This is a genomic window from Sinorhizobium sp. NFACC03 (assembly GCF_900103435.1).
In the GTDB taxonomy this organism is placed as follows: Bacteria; Pseudomonadota; Alphaproteobacteria; order Rhizobiales; family Rhizobiaceae; genus Ensifer.
Genome location: NZ_FMXF01000013.1, coordinates 141281 through 155666, shown reverse-complemented (window position 1 = coordinate 155666; position 14386 = coordinate 141281). Strand labels below are relative to the sequence as shown.

The 14386-nt window shown below is 62.4% G+C and carries 16 protein-coding genes; 8 read left to right on the top strand and 8 right to left on the bottom strand.

Annotated elements, in window-relative coordinates:
* Window positions 1–35 precede the first annotated feature (35 nt).
* A complete protein-coding gene (gene rpmB / locus BLU35_RS17985) occupies window positions 36–326 on the top strand; it encodes a 50S ribosomal protein L28 (protein WP_034806568.1) in 291 nt (96 codons plus the stop codon).
* 153 nt (window positions 327–479) lie between these two features.
* The gene (locus BLU35_RS17980; protein WP_057254752.1) at window positions 480–1124 is read left to right on the top strand and encodes a queuosine precursor transporter; all 645 of its coding nucleotides are present in this window, start codon (window positions 480–482) and stop codon (window positions 1122–1124) included.
* Between the two features lie 113 nt (window positions 1125–1237).
* Here the strand turns inward: BLU35_RS17980 and BLU35_RS17975 are convergent, their stop codons facing one another.
* The 5 genes from BLU35_RS17975 to BLU35_RS17955 all read right to left on the bottom strand — a co-directional run bounded on the left by BLU35_RS17975 (window position 1238) and on the right by BLU35_RS17955 (window position 6492).
* Window positions 1238–2242 (bottom strand): esterase-like activity of phytase family protein, encoded by a 1005-nt coding sequence (locus BLU35_RS17975; RefSeq protein ID WP_093233940.1) that lies wholly within the window; start codon window positions 2240–2242, stop codon window positions 1238–1240.
* Between the two features lie 202 nt (window positions 2243–2444).
* Window positions 2445–4340 carry a cobaltochelatase subunit CobT gene (gene cobT, locus BLU35_RS17970; RefSeq protein WP_058321077.1) on the bottom strand — a complete coding sequence of 632 codons (1896 nt, stop codon included), beginning with the start codon at window positions 4338–4340 and terminating at the stop codon, window positions 2445–2447.
* Entirely contained in the window at window positions 4337–4789 is a 453-nt protein-coding gene (locus tag BLU35_RS17965; protein WP_093233939.1) for a GNAT family N-acetyltransferase, read from the bottom strand. Before BLU35_RS17965 ends, cobT begins: the two co-directional genes overlap by 4 nt.
* Before the next feature lie 3 nt (window positions 4790–4792).
* Complete coding sequence (gene cobS / locus BLU35_RS17960) at window positions 4793–5788, bottom strand: cobaltochelatase subunit CobS (RefSeq protein ID WP_058321093.1); 996 nt, start codon at window positions 5786–5788, stop codon at window positions 4793–4795.
* 74 nt (window positions 5789–5862) lie between these two features.
* The gene (locus tag BLU35_RS17955; RefSeq protein ID WP_057254748.1) at window positions 5863–6492 is read right to left on the bottom strand and encodes a J domain-containing protein; all 630 of its coding nucleotides are present in this window, start codon (window positions 6490–6492) and stop codon (window positions 5863–5865) included.
* Between the two features lie 148 nt (window positions 6493–6640).
* On the opposite strand from BLU35_RS17955, the gene BLU35_RS17950 reads away from it, so the two are divergent.
* A complete protein-coding gene (locus BLU35_RS17950) occupies window positions 6641–6922 on the top strand; it encodes a BolA family protein (protein WP_057254747.1) in 282 nt (93 codons plus the stop codon).
* 3 nt (window positions 6923–6925) lie between these two features.
* Here BLU35_RS17950 and BLU35_RS17945 read toward each other — a convergent pair whose 3' ends face one another.
* The 3 genes from BLU35_RS17945 to BLU35_RS17935 are packed head-to-tail and all read right to left on the bottom strand — an operon-like array spanning window position 6926 to window position 9949.
* On the bottom strand, window positions 6926–8236 hold the full coding sequence (locus BLU35_RS17945) for an HlyC/CorC family transporter (RefSeq protein WP_093233938.1): 1311 nt from the start codon (window positions 8234–8236) through the stop codon (window positions 6926–6928).
* Window positions 8233–9366, bottom strand: a complete 1134-nt coding sequence (aroB, locus tag BLU35_RS17940) for a 3-dehydroquinate synthase (RefSeq protein WP_058325862.1) — start codon at window positions 9364–9366, stop codon at window positions 8233–8235. Before aroB ends, BLU35_RS17945 begins: the two co-directional genes overlap by 4 nt.
* Complete coding sequence (locus BLU35_RS17935; RefSeq protein ID WP_057254744.1) at window positions 9359–9949, bottom strand: shikimate kinase; 591 nt, start codon at window positions 9947–9949, stop codon at window positions 9359–9361. Before BLU35_RS17935 ends, aroB begins: the two co-directional genes overlap by 8 nt.
* Before the next feature lie 235 nt (window positions 9950–10184).
* Between BLU35_RS17935 and BLU35_RS17930 the strand changes: the two genes are divergently transcribed.
* The 5 genes from BLU35_RS17930 to BLU35_RS17910 all read left to right on the top strand — a co-directional run bounded on the left by BLU35_RS17930 (window position 10185) and on the right by BLU35_RS17910 (window position 14344).
* On the top strand, window positions 10185–10334 hold the full coding sequence (locus BLU35_RS17930) for a hypothetical protein (protein WP_093233937.1): 150 nt from the start codon (window positions 10185–10187) through the stop codon (window positions 10332–10334).
* On the top strand, window positions 10331–11287 hold the full coding sequence (xerD, locus tag BLU35_RS17925; RefSeq protein WP_057254743.1) for a site-specific tyrosine recombinase XerD: 957 nt from the start codon (window positions 10331–10333) through the stop codon (window positions 11285–11287). The genes BLU35_RS17930 and xerD overlap by 4 nt, the downstream gene beginning before the upstream one ends.
* Before the next feature lie 64 nt (window positions 11288–11351).
* Window positions 11352–12305, top strand: a complete 954-nt coding sequence (locus BLU35_RS17920) for an acetyl-CoA carboxylase carboxyltransferase subunit alpha (protein ID WP_057254742.1) — start codon at window positions 11352–11354, stop codon at window positions 12303–12305.
* Window positions 12306–12668: 363 nt separating this feature from the next.
* Window positions 12669–14108 (top strand): L,D-transpeptidase family protein, encoded by a 1440-nt coding sequence (locus BLU35_RS17915; RefSeq protein ID WP_093233936.1) that lies wholly within the window; start codon window positions 12669–12671, stop codon window positions 14106–14108.
* Complete coding sequence (locus tag BLU35_RS17910; protein ID WP_057254740.1) at window positions 14108–14344, top strand: sulfurtransferase TusA family protein; 237 nt, start codon at window positions 14108–14110, stop codon at window positions 14342–14344. Before BLU35_RS17915 ends, BLU35_RS17910 begins: the two co-directional genes overlap by 1 nt.
* Window positions 14345–14386: the final 42 nt, after the last annotated feature.

The window sequence follows — 14386 nt, the reverse complement described above, 5'->3', positions numbered from 1 at the left end:
CATTGTCCGGCGGCGATAAAGAGAATAGGTGTACCATGTCCCGTAGTTGCGAATTGACCGGCAAGGGCGTCCAGTCGGGCAACAATGTAAGCCACGCCAACAACAAGACCAAGCGCCGGTTCCTGCCGAACCTGTGCAACGTCACGCTGATTTCCGATGCTCTCGGCCAGCGCTACCGTCTGCGCGTTTCCGCTGCAGCTCTCCGCTCGGTTGAACACCGTGGCGGCCTCGACGCCTTCCTGCTGAAGTCGGACGAGAACGAGCTGAGCATGCGCGCTCGCCTGCTGCGCCGCCAGATCGTCAAGAAGGTTGCTGAAGCCGCCTAATCGGCGCCAGCGTCCTGTCTTTGACACGCGTTTAAAAGGCTTGCGGGTTCATCCAGCAAGCCTTTTTCTCGTGCGCGTGTTTCTGCCTTCATCGGCCGGATGCTCGATCCGGCTTTCATCCCTCTAGCTGGTGGCATCTCCCAGGATAAAAAAATGCTGATCAACCGCACTTTCTTCGTCTATATCGCGCTGATGACCCTCGTGGTCGTGGCTTCGAACATCCTCGTACAGTACCCGCTGCCGGGCTCGATTGCCGGCATGCAGCTTGGCGATCTTCTCACCTGGGGCGCCTTCAGCTATCCCTTCGCCTTCCTGGTGACGGATCTTACCAATCGACAGTTCGGGCCGCGCATCGCGCGCCGCGTGGTGGTCGCAGGCTTCATCGTAGCCATCCTGCTCTCCTTCGTCGCCGCCACGCCGCGGATCGCGATCGCCTCAGGTTCGGCCTTCCTGTTCGGGCAGCTTCTCGACATCTCGGTATTCAACCGACTGCGCCGTCAGAGCTGGTGGCATGCGCCGCTCGCAGGCTCGCTGATCGGCTCGGCGCTCGACACCGCAATGTTCTTCTCCTTCGCCTTTGCCCCGTTCTTCGTGTTCTTCGGACCGAACGACAGCTTCGCGCTGGAAACCGCCCCCCTTCTCGGCGTGCTCACGGCCGAAGCACCGCGCTGGATCTCCTGGGCGATCGGCGACTTGAGCGTCAAGATCCTCTGCGGCCTCGTCATGCTGCTGCCCTATGGCGCGCTGATGAGCGTCGTCAAGCCGATGCCGGCAGCGGAAGCCAAGGCATCCGCCTAAACAAGGTCTACCGAAAAGGATCGAGCCGATGATTGCGGTCAAAACGACCGCAATCATCGGCTCTGTCGTTTCAGAGCTTGGATCACTCGCCCCTTGGGCGAAACAAGCATTGCCTACTGCGTCAGCACGGTCGTGAGGCGGAACTCGAGCATCAGATTGCGCTCGAGGATGGAGTGGTTGTCGTCCGAAACGACGATCACCCGAACTTCGCCATCCGGCCGTACGACGACGTCGAGCCCTTCCATATTGTCGATCTGGTGGCGCATGTCGGCTTCGAAGATGACTTCGCCATCGACCACGGTGCCGGGCTTGATCGTGTCGCCGGCAATACGCCGGATCTGCATTCCGAGACCAGAACCGAAAGAGAAGCGCCGTTCCAGCAGCAACAGGTCGCCGTTCGGCAGGAACGCGCCGTCGGTTACCGCATAGGGATCCTTGCGCACGACGGCAAACGCGCCGCGCTGCGGCCCGTCGAGAATGCCCGCCAGCAGATTATCCGCCCTGTCGACGCTGCGCTCTGCAACGGCGATCGTCGCGCCGGCCAGGGGGCCGTCCTTTGGCGCGACTGCGATGGTCTCGATGCCGCCATTGTTGCGCAATTCCTTGATCGGGAACGGCAACGCCAGGCTCCCGATCGGCGTCGATGCAGCAAAGCCCGGGTCCGGGTAGATGTCGATGCGGTGTGCCTGCTCGTAGCTGACGACCACCTGCCCCGACCGCAGCGCCAATCCTTCCGAATCCACCTTCCACTTCGCCAGCCCGACGTCGCCGTTGCGGTCGGCCATCGGCGTGGCGGTAAGGTCCGTAAGACCGGAAAGCCGGCCGGCCGCATCACGGGTCACGGCGCCTTCGAGCCAGTGTCCGGTGTCCATGATCGCGATGAATGAAGTGCCATCCGGCCGAAAACGGATTGCCGACACGGCGCCGAACAGGGAATTCGCAGAGGTCATTTCCAGTCCGCCAACGAACTCCAGCGCGTCGAACCGGGTGGCGCTCGATCCAACCGCGAAACTGCTGATCTGACGACTGCGGATCGGCAGAATTTCGCCGTTCGAGGCGGCCCATGCCGAGCCGGTCGACGCCAAAAGCAGGAGGGCTAGAAGTCCGCGACCGAGCATGGGGAAGTACCTTCAGGGGAAGAGCATCAGGAATGAAACGGAGTACGACGACGAGAGACACCTGCCACGGCGCACTGAGATCATCGCTGCAGCTTGGTAGACTGTAAAATTTTGTCCGTAAATTGACTTCGGCTCAAGGTCGGAACGGGCTGTCGCCGATTGGCGTTCGGAAGCGGCAAACACCACCTCCGAACGAAACAAATTATCCGGCGCGACGAAGACGCGAGGAACCGCGGCGCTGGCTTTCATCCTCGAAGAGCGCGGCCAGCTGCTCGGTCATGGCACCGGCGAGTTCGTCGGCATCGACGATGGTCACGGCGCGACGGTAGTATCGCGTCACATCGTGGCCGATCCCGATTGCAAGCAACTCGACAGGCGAGCGCGTCTCGATCTGCTCGATGACAGCGCGCAGATGCCGCTCCAGATAGTTCCCGGGGTTCACCGAAAGCGTCGAGTCGTCAACCGGCGCACCGTCGGAGATCATCATCAGGATGCGGCGCTGCTCGCGCCGTGCCATCAGTCGCTCGTGCGCCCACATCAGCGCCTCGCCGTCGATGTTTTCCTTGAGCAGGCCTTCGCGCATCATCAGGCCGAGATTGCGGCGCGCCCGGCGCCAGGGCGCATCGGCGGACTTGTAGATGATGTGCCGCAGATCGTTGAGCCGGCCCGGCGCCTGCGGCTTGCCGCCGGCGAGCCACTTTTCGCGCGACTGTCCGCCCTTCCACGCCTTGGTGGTGAAGCCGAGGATCTCGACCTTGACGCCGCAGCGTTCCAGCGTGCGCGCCAGGATGTCGGCGCAAGTGGCGGCAACGGTGATCGGGCGGCCACGCATCGAGCCGGAGTTGTCGATCAGCAGCGTCACTACCGTGTCGCGGAAGTTGGTGTCCTTCTCTCGCTTGAAGGAAAGCGGCTGCATCGGGTCGATGATGATGCGCTGCAGGCGCGCCGTGTCGAGGTAGCCCTCTTCGAGATCGAATTCCCAGGAGCGGTTCTGCTGCGCCATCAGGCGGCGCTGCAGGCGGTTGGCAAGGCGACCCACAGCACCCTGGAGATGGGAAAGCTGCTTGTCGAGGAAGGCGCGCAACCGGTCGAGCTCGGCCTCGTCGCACAGCTCTTCCGAAGCGATCGTCTCGTCGAATTCGCGAGTGAAGACGGCGTAGTCGACTTTCTCGTTGAAGTCGGCGAAGGGCTGGTTCGGTCGCTTGACCTCGCCGGGTGTCTCGCTGTCCTCGTCACCCTCGTCCTGGAGATCGTCGTCGGAGATCTCCGCGCCGTCCATCTCGCCTTCTTCCATCTGCTCTTCGGCAGCCTGGTTTTCATCGGCGGGGGCGGCGTCGTCGCCGGCTTCCTCGTCGCTGGCGTTTTCGTCCTGCTCCTGGCTGCGCGGCTGGTCCTCGTCGGTCTCGCTCTCCTGCTCGTCCGGTTCGATGTCGTCGTCGCCGTACTTCTCGGCGACCTCCATCGAGGTCAGCATGTCGCGCACGACCCGGGCAAAGGCCTGCTGGTCGTTGATCGTCGACGACAGGTTCTGGATATCGCCGGCGGCCTTGCCTTCGATGAACTCGCGCCAGAGGTCGAGCACTTTACCGGCGGAGGCCGGTGGCTTCTCGCCGGTCAACTTCTCGCGCACCAGCAGCGCCACTGCTTCGCCGAGCGGCGCGTCGGCCTGCCGCTCGATCGTGGCAAAATTCGCCTTGGCGTATTTCTCCTCGAGCATGACGTTCAGGTTCTTGGCGACACCCGCCATGCTGAGCGCGCCGATCGCCTCGACGCGCGCCTGCTCGACCGCATCGAAGATCACGCGGGCGTCGGCCCCTTGCGGCGACATCGTCGCGTGGATGCGCGCGTCGTGACAGGCCTTGCGCAGCGCCATGCTATCACCCAGCCCGCGGGTGACGCTGAGTTCCTGCAGCGTCGGGCGCTTGGAAAGCTCCGGCAGACGAATGCGCTCGCCGGTCATGCCCGGCCGCTCGTTGGCGAAGGCGACTTCCACCTCGGCATCGCCCGCGATCGATCGGATGCAGCCGGAAAGCGCCCGCTTGAACGGTTCGGCAGCATTCTCGCGCGTGGTTGGCTTTGCCTTCGAGTTCGAGCTCACGAGAGTTCCTTCTTCAGCCAGATGCGGTGAAATCCCGGCGGGAAATCATCGAGTTTGCCATAAACGTCATAACCCAGCTTCTGATAGAAGCCGTCGCCCTGGAGACTGAATGTGTCGACATAGATGTAACGGGCACCGCGGCTTGCGGCGACCGCTTCGACACGCGCAACGAGCTCACGCCCGCTGCCCGACCCTCTCAGCGCCTCGTCTACCCAGAGCAGTTCGATGAAGCACCAGTTCCACGCCGTGTAGGCGACGATGCCGCCTACGATCTCGTCGCCGTCGTTACGCACCGAAATGGCGAAGCGCTTGTATTTGGCGCTTCCCGCCTTTTCGAGGTTGAAGGCCTTGAGGCCCTTGAAGACCGCGTTGGCGGTCTTCGTGACGCTCTTCTCCTCAACGAAGCGAAGCGCCTGTGCGCCCTCCGCCTCCGCCTCCGCCTCCGCCATGGCTCAGGCGGTGGCTTCCAACACGATGTTGGCAGCGCTTTCCTTGAGCTCGATCCCGAAGGCGCGCTGGTAGTGCTCGGCGACCAGCGCCCGCTCCAGTTCGTCGCACTTGTTGAGGAAGGTCACACGGAAGGCAAAGGCGATATCGCCGAAGATGTGGGCGTTCTCGGCCCAGGTGATGACCGTACGCGGGCTCATGACGGTCGAAAGATCGCCGTTGATGAAGGCGGCGCGCGTGAGGTCGGCAACACGCACCATCTTGGAGACGGTCTCGCGGCCCTTGTCGGCGGTGAAGCCCTTCACCTTGGCGGCGACGATGTCGACTTCCTTGTCATGCGCCAGGTAGTTCAGCGTCGTGACGATCGACCAACGGTCCATCTGCGCCTGGTTGATCTGCTGCGTGCCGTGGTAGAGGCCGGTGGTGTCGCCGAGGCCGATGGTGTTGGCGGTCGCAAACAGGCGGAAGGCCGGGTGCGGACGGATGACGCGGCTCTGGTCGAGCAGCGTCAGGCGGCCGGAGGATTCGAGAACCCGCTGGATCACGAACATGACGTCCGGACGGCCGGCATCGTATTCGTCGAAGACGAGTGCGACATTGTGCTGGTAGGCCCAGGGCAGGATGCCGTCCTTGAACTCGGTGACCTGCAGGCCGTCCTTGACGACGATCGCGTCCTTGCCGACGAGATCGATACGGCTGACATGGCTATCGAGGTTGACGCGCACGCAAGGCCAGTTGAGGCGGGCAGCGACCTGCTCGATATGGGTGGACTTACCGGTACCGTGATAGCCCGAGACCATCACGCGTCGGTTGTGGGCGAAGCCTGCGAGAATAGCGAGCGTGGTTTCGCGGTCGAAGAGGTAATCCGGGTCGAGGTCCGGCACATAGGCGTCGCCCTTCGAATAGGCAGGAACGCGCAAATCCGTATCAATGCCGAAAACCTCCCGGACCGAGATCGTCGTATCGGGGAGGTTGGAAATGTCGAGGTCAATCTTGCTCATCATGTCTCCAGAGCGGCCACCGGACGGCACCCGCGCATTCGCCTGCAAAAGTGCTTCTGTAATAATCCGCGTTGTTAGCAGAAACCAGCCTGTTTTAACAATTGGTAGGCTTGAATAACCGCGCGAAAACGCTCTTCGGATCCCCTATCTCCGCCATTGGCATCGGGGTGATGCTTCTTGACGAGATCCTTGTAGGCAGCCTTGATATCGGCAGCAGTGGCCGAGGCCCCGAGGCCGAGTGTTTCGAACGCCTTTGCCTCGAGCGTCTTCAACTTGCGCTGGCGCGGCTCCGGGCGACGGGCGCGCGCTTCGCTGACGAAGCCGAAGGGGTCGCGCATCCGGGCCTGGGCGCCGGCCGAGCCCGACCGCGTCTGCGACTGCGTCGGACCGTTCTTCGCATTCTTGTTGACGCCGACGGTCCAGGTCGGTCGGTGGCCGGTCACCGCTTCCTTCTGGTAGCGGGCGACCTCGCTATCGGAAAGGCCGGAGAAGTAGTTGTAGCCCTTGTTGTACTCCTTCACATGTTCGAAGCAGAACATGAAGTACTGGCCCTCGGCATTGCGGCCGACGGGCGCTTTATGCACGCCCTTCTGATCGCAGCCGTCCCACTGACAAACGGGCGCAGCCGGCTCCGCCCGGGGCTCAACCTTGCGCCGGGTGCGAATGCGATCGAAGTATTTTGAATCGAGTCTCATGGTGCTCATTATGGGGCTTGGCTGGGGCCACAACAAGAATTGACAAAACGGAATGTTGCTGGCTTTGTGCGGGCATTTTGCGCCGCCAAGCCAGCGATTACCGGGTACTGCAGATCCGCGAGGGGGCGTCAAGCAACCAAGGAAATGGGACGGAAGAATGTCGCTCACGGACACGATCGAAAAGAAGCTGATCGAGGCCTTCCATCCTGAGAGATTGGCGGTCATCAACGAGAGCCACATGCATGCCGGTCATCAGCCGGGTTTCGATGGCGGCGGCGAAACCCACCTGCGGGTGCGCATCGTTTCCAGCGCCTTTACCGGCATGAGCCGCGTCGCCCGTCACCGCGCCATCAATGATCTCCTGAAACCGGAACTCGATGCCGGCCTGCACGCCCTTGCCGTCGAGCCCGCGGCTCCCGGCGAAGCGACCCGCTGGTAGCAATCAAGACGTCGGAGCGGCACCGTCTTCCGCCGGGCGGATGCGCAGCTTGGTGATCCGGTTCTTCACCCGTTTCATCACGATGAAGCGCTTGCCGTGGAAGGTGAAGGCCTGGCGTTCCTCCGGGATGCTCTTGGATTCGTGGATCACCAGACCGGCGACCGTCGTCGCTTCCTCGTCCGGCAGCGACCAGTCCAGCGCACGGTTGAGGTCGCGGATCGGCACCGAACCGTCAACGACGATCGAACCATCCGCCTCCTGGCGCACACCCTGGATATCGAGGTCGTGCTCGTCGGCAATATCGCCGACAATCTCCTCCAGGATGTCTTCCAGCGTCACCAGGCCCTGAACTTGGCCGTATTCGTCAACGACGATCGCCAGATGCAGCTTGCGGCGCAGGAAAGCGTTGAGCTGGTCCTTGAGGTTGGTAGTGTCCGGCACGAACCAGGGCTTCTGCGCGATCTTGACGATATCGAGGTTCTCCGGCTCGACATTGGGCTCCGCCAACGCCCGCAACAGATCCTTGGAGTGCACGACGCCGATGATGTTGTCGGTCGAACCGCGCCAGAGCGGCAGTCGCGTGAACGGGCTTTCGAGGATATCACGAACGCAGGTCTCCGGCGGCTCGTCGGCATTGATCGCCCGCATGGCGGTGCGGTGGATCATGATGTCGGAGACTTCGAGTTCGCCGAGATCGAGCACGCCGCCCAGCCGGTCGCGGTCGGCCTTGATCACCGAACCCTCTCGGTGCAAGAAGTCCACTGCGCCGCGCAGTTCCTCATGCGCCGAAAGCATCGACATATCGGCGGCAAGATTGACGCCGAAGAGATTGAGCAGGCGCCGGACGATCCCGTTGACGACGCTGGAGACCGGCCCGACGATCGCGACGAAGGGCCGAACCAAGGGCGCGACAGCGAGCGCGAAGCGATCGGGCGAAGCAATGGCCCAGCTCTTCGGCAGAACTTCCGAGAAAATAACGAGCAGCACCGTCAGGGCCAGCGTCGCGATTGCCACGCCGGAGTCGCCGAAAAGGCCTATCAGCAGGCTCGTCGTCAACGACGAAGCAAGGATGTTGACGAGACTGTTGCCGATCAAGAGCGTACCGATCAGCCGGTCACGGCGTTCGATCAGCCGGTTGACGATGCCGGCACGCTCCTCGCCGTTGTTTTCGAGCGTGTGCATGCGCGAGCGCGAGGCTGCCGTCAGCGCCGTCTCAGAGCCCGAGAAGAACGCCGACAGCACGAGCAGGCAGAGGACCGAGAGGATCGACAGCCAGTATTCCGCCAGAAAAGCAATAAAGGCTTCGCCTGTCATTGCGGATGTTTTTCCCTCAGGAAGCTCAGGGCCTCCGATGCCGGAACGTCATCGGCCACAAAGGATTGTCCGACGCCGTGCGTCAGAATGAAGGTGAGCTTGCCGCCCTTGACCTTCTTGTCCTGGGCGATCGCGTCCATCAGCCTCTCGGCCGGAGGCAAGGTGCCCGGAATTTCCGACATGCGGGTCGGCAGGCCCACAGTCTTCAGATGCGCCTCGACACGAGACGCATCGTCCGGGCTCGCAAGGTTCATGCGTGCCGAGAACTGATGCGCAAGCACCATGCCGATCGAAACGCCCTCGCCGTGCACCAGCCGGGCGCTGTCGTATTCGGTCGCAGCCTCCAGCGCATGGCCGAAGGTGTGGCCGAGATTGAGCAACGCCCGCAGACCGTTCTCGCGCTCGTCCGCTGCCACGACCTCGGCCTTGGCCTGGCAGCTGATCGCGATCGCCTCGATGCGAGCCGCGCCGCCGGCAAAGACCGCCTGCCAGTTCTTTTCGAGCCAGGTGAAGAAGTCCGGCTTGTCGATCAGCCCATACTTCGCGACCTCGGCATAGCCGGCGCGAAACTCGCGTGGGCTCAGCGTGTCGAGCACGTCGGTATCGGCGAGCACCAGATCCGGCTGATGGAAGACGCCGATCAGGTTCTTGCCGTGCGGGGAATTGATGCCGGTCTTGCCGCCGACGGAGGAATCGACCTGTGCCAAGAGCGAGGTCGGGATCTGGATGAAACGCGAGCCACGGCGCACGATGCCAGCGGCAAAGCCGGTAAGATCGCCGATGACGCCCCCGCCAAGCGCGATCACCGCATCGTTGCGCTCGATCCGGGCGCCAAGCACGGTTTCACAGACCGGGATCAGTTGCTCGAAGCTCTTGGTCTTCTCGCCGGCGGGAAGCACGAGCGACACTGCGTCGATGTCACGCTCCTTCAGGCTCGCCATCAGGGGCTCGAGGTAGCGCGGCGCTACGTTCTCGTCAGTGATCACGGCCATCTTGCGCCCCTTGAGGCGGGCGGCGATCTCCTGGCCGGCGGCGGCAATCAGCCCGGGACCGATCAGGATATCATAGGAACGATCGCCGAGGTCGACGCGGACCTTGCGTTCGGCAGCGGGCGCAACATGGCTATTCATGGTTCTTCTTGTCCTGGTATTCGATAACGGCGGTGAGAACGTCTTCCACCATCGTCTCTTTCTTCACATCGCGCGACAGCACCGTCAGGTCGGCTTCCGAATAGATCGGGTAGCGCGCGTTCATCAGGTTTTCGAGCGTCTGCTTGGGATTTTCGGTCTTCAGCAGCGGCCGGGTATCGCGCTTGTTAACCCGCTCCCAGAGCACGTCGAGCTCGGCATTGAGCCAGACCGTCAGGCCGCCCTTCCTGATCTGTCGGCGCGAGCGCTCGTTGATGTAGGCGCCGCCGCCAGTCGAGACCACACGCGGACCACTTCTCAGAAGCCGTTTCAGCACCCGCGTTTCCAGCGCGCGGAACTCCTCCTCGCCGTAACGGGCAAAGAGATCGCTGATCGTCATGCGCGAGACGCGTTCGATCTCGTGGTCGGAATCGACGAAGGGAATTCCGAGCGCCTGGGCGGTCAATCTTCCGATTGCCGACTTGCCGGCGCCCATGAGACCGATGAACACGAGATTGCGTTTACCGAGTACAAGCTTCGCCCGCTCGGCAAGCGTTGCGGAAACCGGTTCGATCACGTCGTTCATTGGACTTCTTGTTCCCCATTCCCTTTCGGTATCGACAAATCGGGGTGTAGCGTCAAGTCGTCGCGCGCGTCCGCTCACGGTTCTTGAACTCGGCCGAAGCGGCGTTCATATAGGTCTGGCACCCGCCTTCGTGCCGCGCATTCATCCGAACGCGCGATGACGATGGCCGTTTGAACGCCTGCATGCATAGCCTTTGGTCCGCTTCGACCGAACGCTTCATGCAGAGGAGATTGAAATGCCGACCCTGTTCCGGTTCCTGTTCTTTTGTGCCGTCGCCGCCGGATTAGTCTACGGCACGATGGTCTCTCTCGTCACCTTTGTCGAACCGGTTGAGCGCGACGTGACCGTGAAAATCCCGTCCGAGCGGGTGAACAAGCCCCAATGAGCGACCTCTCTGCCGCCCATGTCGAGGCCTTCCTCGAAATGATGAGTGCCGAGCGCGGCGCTGCGGTCAACACGCTGCAATCTTACGAGCGCGACCTGGAGGATGCTTCCTCGCACCTGCGCACGCTCGGAACCGGGCTGACGGCGGCAACCCCGGACGATCTTCGCACCTACCTCGCCCATCTCTCGGGCCAGGGCTTCAAGCCCTCCTCGCAGGCACGGCGCCTCTCCGCACTCCGGCAGTTCTACAAATTCCTCTACGCCGAGGGTATGCGCGGCGACGATCCGACCGGCATTCTCGACGCCCCGAAGAAGGGGCGCAGCCTGCCGAAGACGCTGAGCGTCGAGGACGTCTCGCGGCTGATCGGGCAGGCCGAGAGCGAGGCCGCATCAGGAGGTCCGGACCACCTTGCGAAGTTGCGCATGCATGCGCTGATTGAGCTTCTGTACGCGACCGGCATGCGCGTCAGCGAGCTGGTCTCCCTGCCGGCAAGCGTGCTGGCGCAGAACGGCCGCTTCCTCGTGATCCGCGGCAAGGGCAACAAGGACCGGCTCGTGCCGCTCTCGCAAGCGGCAATCCGGGCGATGCGGGCCTATGGCGAGGCGCTCGCCGAGGAAATGGCCAGGGAGGAAGCGGGCAACCGCGAGAGCCCGTGGCTCTTCCCCTCCTCCGGCAAGCAGGGCTTCCTGCCGCGCCAGGTTTTTGCGCGCGATCTGAAATCGCTGGCGGCACGCGCTGGCATAAGGGTCGCCACGATCTCGCCGCACGTGCTGCGGCACGCCTTCGCCAGCCACCTGCTCGCCAATGGCGCGGACCTTCGCGCCGTGCAGGAACTGCTCGGCCATTCGGACATTTCAACGACACAAATCTATACACATGTGCTGGAAGAACGGCTGCACAACCTCGTGCAAAACCATCACCCTCTTGCCAAACAGGCGAAAAAACAGGATTAGGACGGCCGGGCACGCTGGTTTCGGCCCGCTGGTCCTTGTCGCAAAATGATCGGAAACGCATCTCATGCACAACTATCTCGATTTCGAAAAGCCCATCTCCGACCTCGAAGGCAAGATTCTCGAACTGAAGAAGCTCGCCGGCGAAGACGAGAGCGTGAACACTTCGGATGAGATCGAACGCCTGGAGACGCGCGTCCGCGACGCGATGATCGAGATCTATTCCAAGCTGACGCCCTGGCAGAAGACCCAGGTCGCCCGTCACCCCTCGCGCCCGCACTTCCTGGATTACGCCGCCGAGCTCTTCACCGAGTTCACACCGCTTGCCGGCGACCGCAACTATGCCAACGACGATGCCATCCAAGCCGGCCTTGCGCGTTTCCGCGGCATGCCGGTCGCCGTTCTCGGCCAGGAGAAGGGCAACGACACGAAGTCGCGTATCAAGCACAATTTCGGCAGCCCCCGTCCTGAAGGCTACCGCAAGGCGATCCGCGTCATGGAAATGGCCGATCGCTTCGGCCTGCCCCTGATCACGCTGGTCGATACCGCCGGTGCCTATCCGGGCGTCGGCGCAGAAGAACGCGGCCAGGCGGAAGCCATCGCCCGCTCCACCGAGATGTGCCTCAATGTTCGCGTACCGATCGTCACCGTCGTCATCGGCGAAGGCGGCTCCGGCGGCGCCATCGCGATCGCTACCGGCAACCGCGTCTACATGCTGGAGCATGCGATCTACAGCGTCATCTCGCCGGAAGGCGCTGCCTCGATCCTGTGGCGCGATTCCACCCGCGCCAAGGAAGCCGCCAGCAACATGAAGATCACCTCCGAGGACCTGAAGGCACTCGGCGTCATCGACGGCATCATTCAGGAGCCGGTCGGCGGCGCACACCGCGACCCGAACGCGGTCATCGGCCGCACCGGAACCGTGATCGCCGACGCGTTGAAGGAATTGTCCGGACGCAATGGCGACCAGTTGCGCACGGATCGCCGACAGAAGTACCTCAATATCGGCCGCAACCTCTAAGCTGGACCGGGATGCGGGCGGAAATCCCACGCCCTCTATCCGATCTGGTCCTGGTGGTTCGCGATTGCGCAAGCGGATTTCGCAACTGCAAAGCGGAGTATGGCCAAATCTTGGCCATATTCATGAGGTCATGAACAGCGCATCGGCAGGGCCACCCTGCAGGGTTAAGAATTCGTGAAGTATAATCGCTTAGTGATTCTCTAAAGAGCCCACCCTCGCGGACCTGGGCTTTCCTGCATAATTCCTTAAATCGGCATCGATTTAAGGGCAAAATTATGCAGCTATCTAAAGAGTCACAGCGTCCTTGGCGCGTCAAAGACGCGCGGCGCTGTAGTCGAGTTGGGTTTAAACGGGCCTCTGCTGATGCGTTTCAGAAACCTTGTAGCCTCCGCCGCCATTGTCGCCGCGCTTGCCGGCTGCACCAATGAAACGCTGGACACGACGACATCGGTCGACCTCAGGTCCGTCAAGAACAAAACCGAGTACCAGGTCTCCGGACCCATGGTCAAAAAGATGACCGAACTCGGGATACAGAAGCAGGCCCCGATCGCGCTGCGCATCTTCAAGGAAGAAGGCACGCTCGAGGTCTGGAAGGCCAATACGGCCAACCGCTTCCAGCTTCTGAAAAGCTATAAGATTTGCGCCTGGTCCGGGAAGCTCGGGCCCAAGGTGAAGGAAGGCGACCGCCAGGCGCCGGAAGGCTTCTACCCGCTCTTCCCGCACCAGATGAACCCCAACTCGAACTATTATCTGGCGATCAACACCGGCTATCCCAACACCTACGACAAGGCGAACGGCCGTCAGGGAACGCACCTGATGATCCACGGCGCCTGCTCGTCGTCGGGCTGCTACTCGATGACCGACGAGCAGATGATCGAGATCTTCGCGCTCGCCCGGGATTCCTTCAAGGGCGGCCAGGAAAATGTTCAGCTCCAGGCCTTCCCCTTCCGCATGACCGCGGAAAACATGGCGCGCCATCGCAACAACCCGAATATCGAGTTCTGGAAGATGCTGAAGGTCGGCTACGACCAGTTCGAGATCACCAAGCGTCCGCCCGAAGTGAACGTCTGCGAGAAGAAGTACGTCTTCAACCAGCAGGCCTCCGGCCCGTTCAATCCGAGCGGCCAGTGCCCGGCCATGTCGACCCCGCCTGCGCTGCAAGTGGCGATGGCAGGTTTCGAGAAGACCTACCAGACCGACTACGACAAGGCCATGAAGAAGTATGACGGCATGGTCTGGTACGAGCCGAGCGAAGCCGAGCGCAAGGCGATCGTCGCCAAGCAGCGCGTCGGCCGCGAACTCGCCTATGCGCCAACCGGCAACTCCTTCGACGCCGGCAAGCTGATGAAGGCCAGCGACCTCGAGAAGAAGCTCGCCGACCAGAAGGAAGCGGAAGAGACCAAGCAGGCCGTCGAGATCCAGAAGAAGGAACTCGAAAAGGCGACCGACGGCGGCAAGCACGTCCCGGTTCCAGCCGCCAACCCCGTACCGCAGCCGGTGATGCAGGCAGCCGTCGAGCAGCCGGCGAAGAAATCCTTCTGGAGCCTGTTCTCGAAGAGCGAGCCGGAGGCAGAAGCACCCGCTCCGGCCGTTCAGACACCCGAACAGCAGGCAGCCGTCGCACCGCAGGCGCAGGAACCGGCGAAGACGACCAAGCAAGCACGCACGACGGCGCCAGCTGCGACTGAGCAGCAGACGGCCGCCGTTGCAACGGCACCTGCCCCCGAGGCGGTGGCGGAAACGCCTGTGCTCACCGAAGAGCCGCCGAAGAAGCGCCCCTTCTGGAAAATCTGGGGCAATTGATGCCGAGTGAGACCAAGATCGTCTACGACCTCAGGGGGCTTAAATGCCCCCTTCCCGTTTTGAAGACGCGCAAGCGCATGTCCTCACTAGCCCCGGGCGCATTGCTGGAGATCGAGACGACCGATCCTCTGGCAGTGATCGATATCCCGCACTTCTGCAACGAAGACGGCCACACGCTCGAAGAGTCCGCTGCTGCCGACGGCGGCCACCGGTTTCTGATCCGCAAGGGCGCCTGAGACGCCGCGACGGGCCGCGGCATCACAATGCTATCTGAATGA

Excerpts from the sequence above, each read along its gene's own strand:
- rpmB (WP_034806568.1), top strand. The coding sequence starts at position 36 with ATGTCCCGTAGTTGCGAATTGACCGGCAAGGGCGTCCAGTCGGGCAAC.
- BLU35_RS17980 (WP_057254752.1), top strand. The coding sequence starts at position 480 with ATGCTGATCAACCGCACTTTCTTCGTCTATATCGCGCTGATGACCCTC.
- BLU35_RS17975 (WP_093233940.1), bottom strand. The coding sequence starts at position 2,242 with ATGCTCGGTCGCGGACTTCTAGCCCTCCTGCTTTTGGCGTCGACCGGC.
- BLU35_RS17965 (WP_093233939.1), bottom strand. The coding sequence starts at position 4,789 with ATGGCGGAGGCGGAGGCGGAGGCGGAGGGCGCACAGGCGCTTCGCTTC.
- cobS (WP_058321093.1), bottom strand. The coding sequence starts at position 5,788 with ATGAGCAAGATTGACCTCGACATTTCCAACCTCCCCGATACGACGATC.
- BLU35_RS17955 (WP_057254748.1), bottom strand. The coding sequence starts at position 6,492 with ATGAGCACCATGAGACTCGATTCAAAATACTTCGATCGCATTCGCACC.
- BLU35_RS17950 (WP_057254747.1), top strand. The coding sequence starts at position 6,641 with ATGTCGCTCACGGACACGATCGAAAAGAAGCTGATCGAGGCCTTCCAT.
- BLU35_RS17945 (WP_093233938.1), bottom strand. The coding sequence starts at position 8,236 with ATGACAGGCGAAGCCTTTATTGCTTTTCTGGCGGAATACTGGCTGTCG.
- aroB (WP_058325862.1), bottom strand. The coding sequence starts at position 9,366 with ATGAATAGCCATGTTGCGCCCGCTGCCGAACGCAAGGTCCGCGTCGAC.
- BLU35_RS17935 (WP_057254744.1), bottom strand. The coding sequence starts at position 9,949 with ATGAACGACGTGATCGAACCGGTTTCCGCAACGCTTGCCGAGCGGGCG.
- BLU35_RS17930 (WP_093233937.1), top strand. The coding sequence starts at position 10,185 with ATGCCGACCCTGTTCCGGTTCCTGTTCTTTTGTGCCGTCGCCGCCGGA.
- xerD (WP_057254743.1), top strand. The coding sequence starts at position 10,331 with ATGAGCGACCTCTCTGCCGCCCATGTCGAGGCCTTCCTCGAAATGATG.
- BLU35_RS17920 (WP_057254742.1), top strand. The coding sequence starts at position 11,352 with ATGCACAACTATCTCGATTTCGAAAAGCCCATCTCCGACCTCGAAGGC.
- BLU35_RS17915 (WP_093233936.1), top strand. The coding sequence starts at position 12,669 with ATGCGTTTCAGAAACCTTGTAGCCTCCGCCGCCATTGTCGCCGCGCTT.
- BLU35_RS17910 (WP_057254740.1), top strand. The coding sequence starts at position 14,108 with ATGCCGAGTGAGACCAAGATCGTCTACGACCTCAGGGGGCTTAAATGC.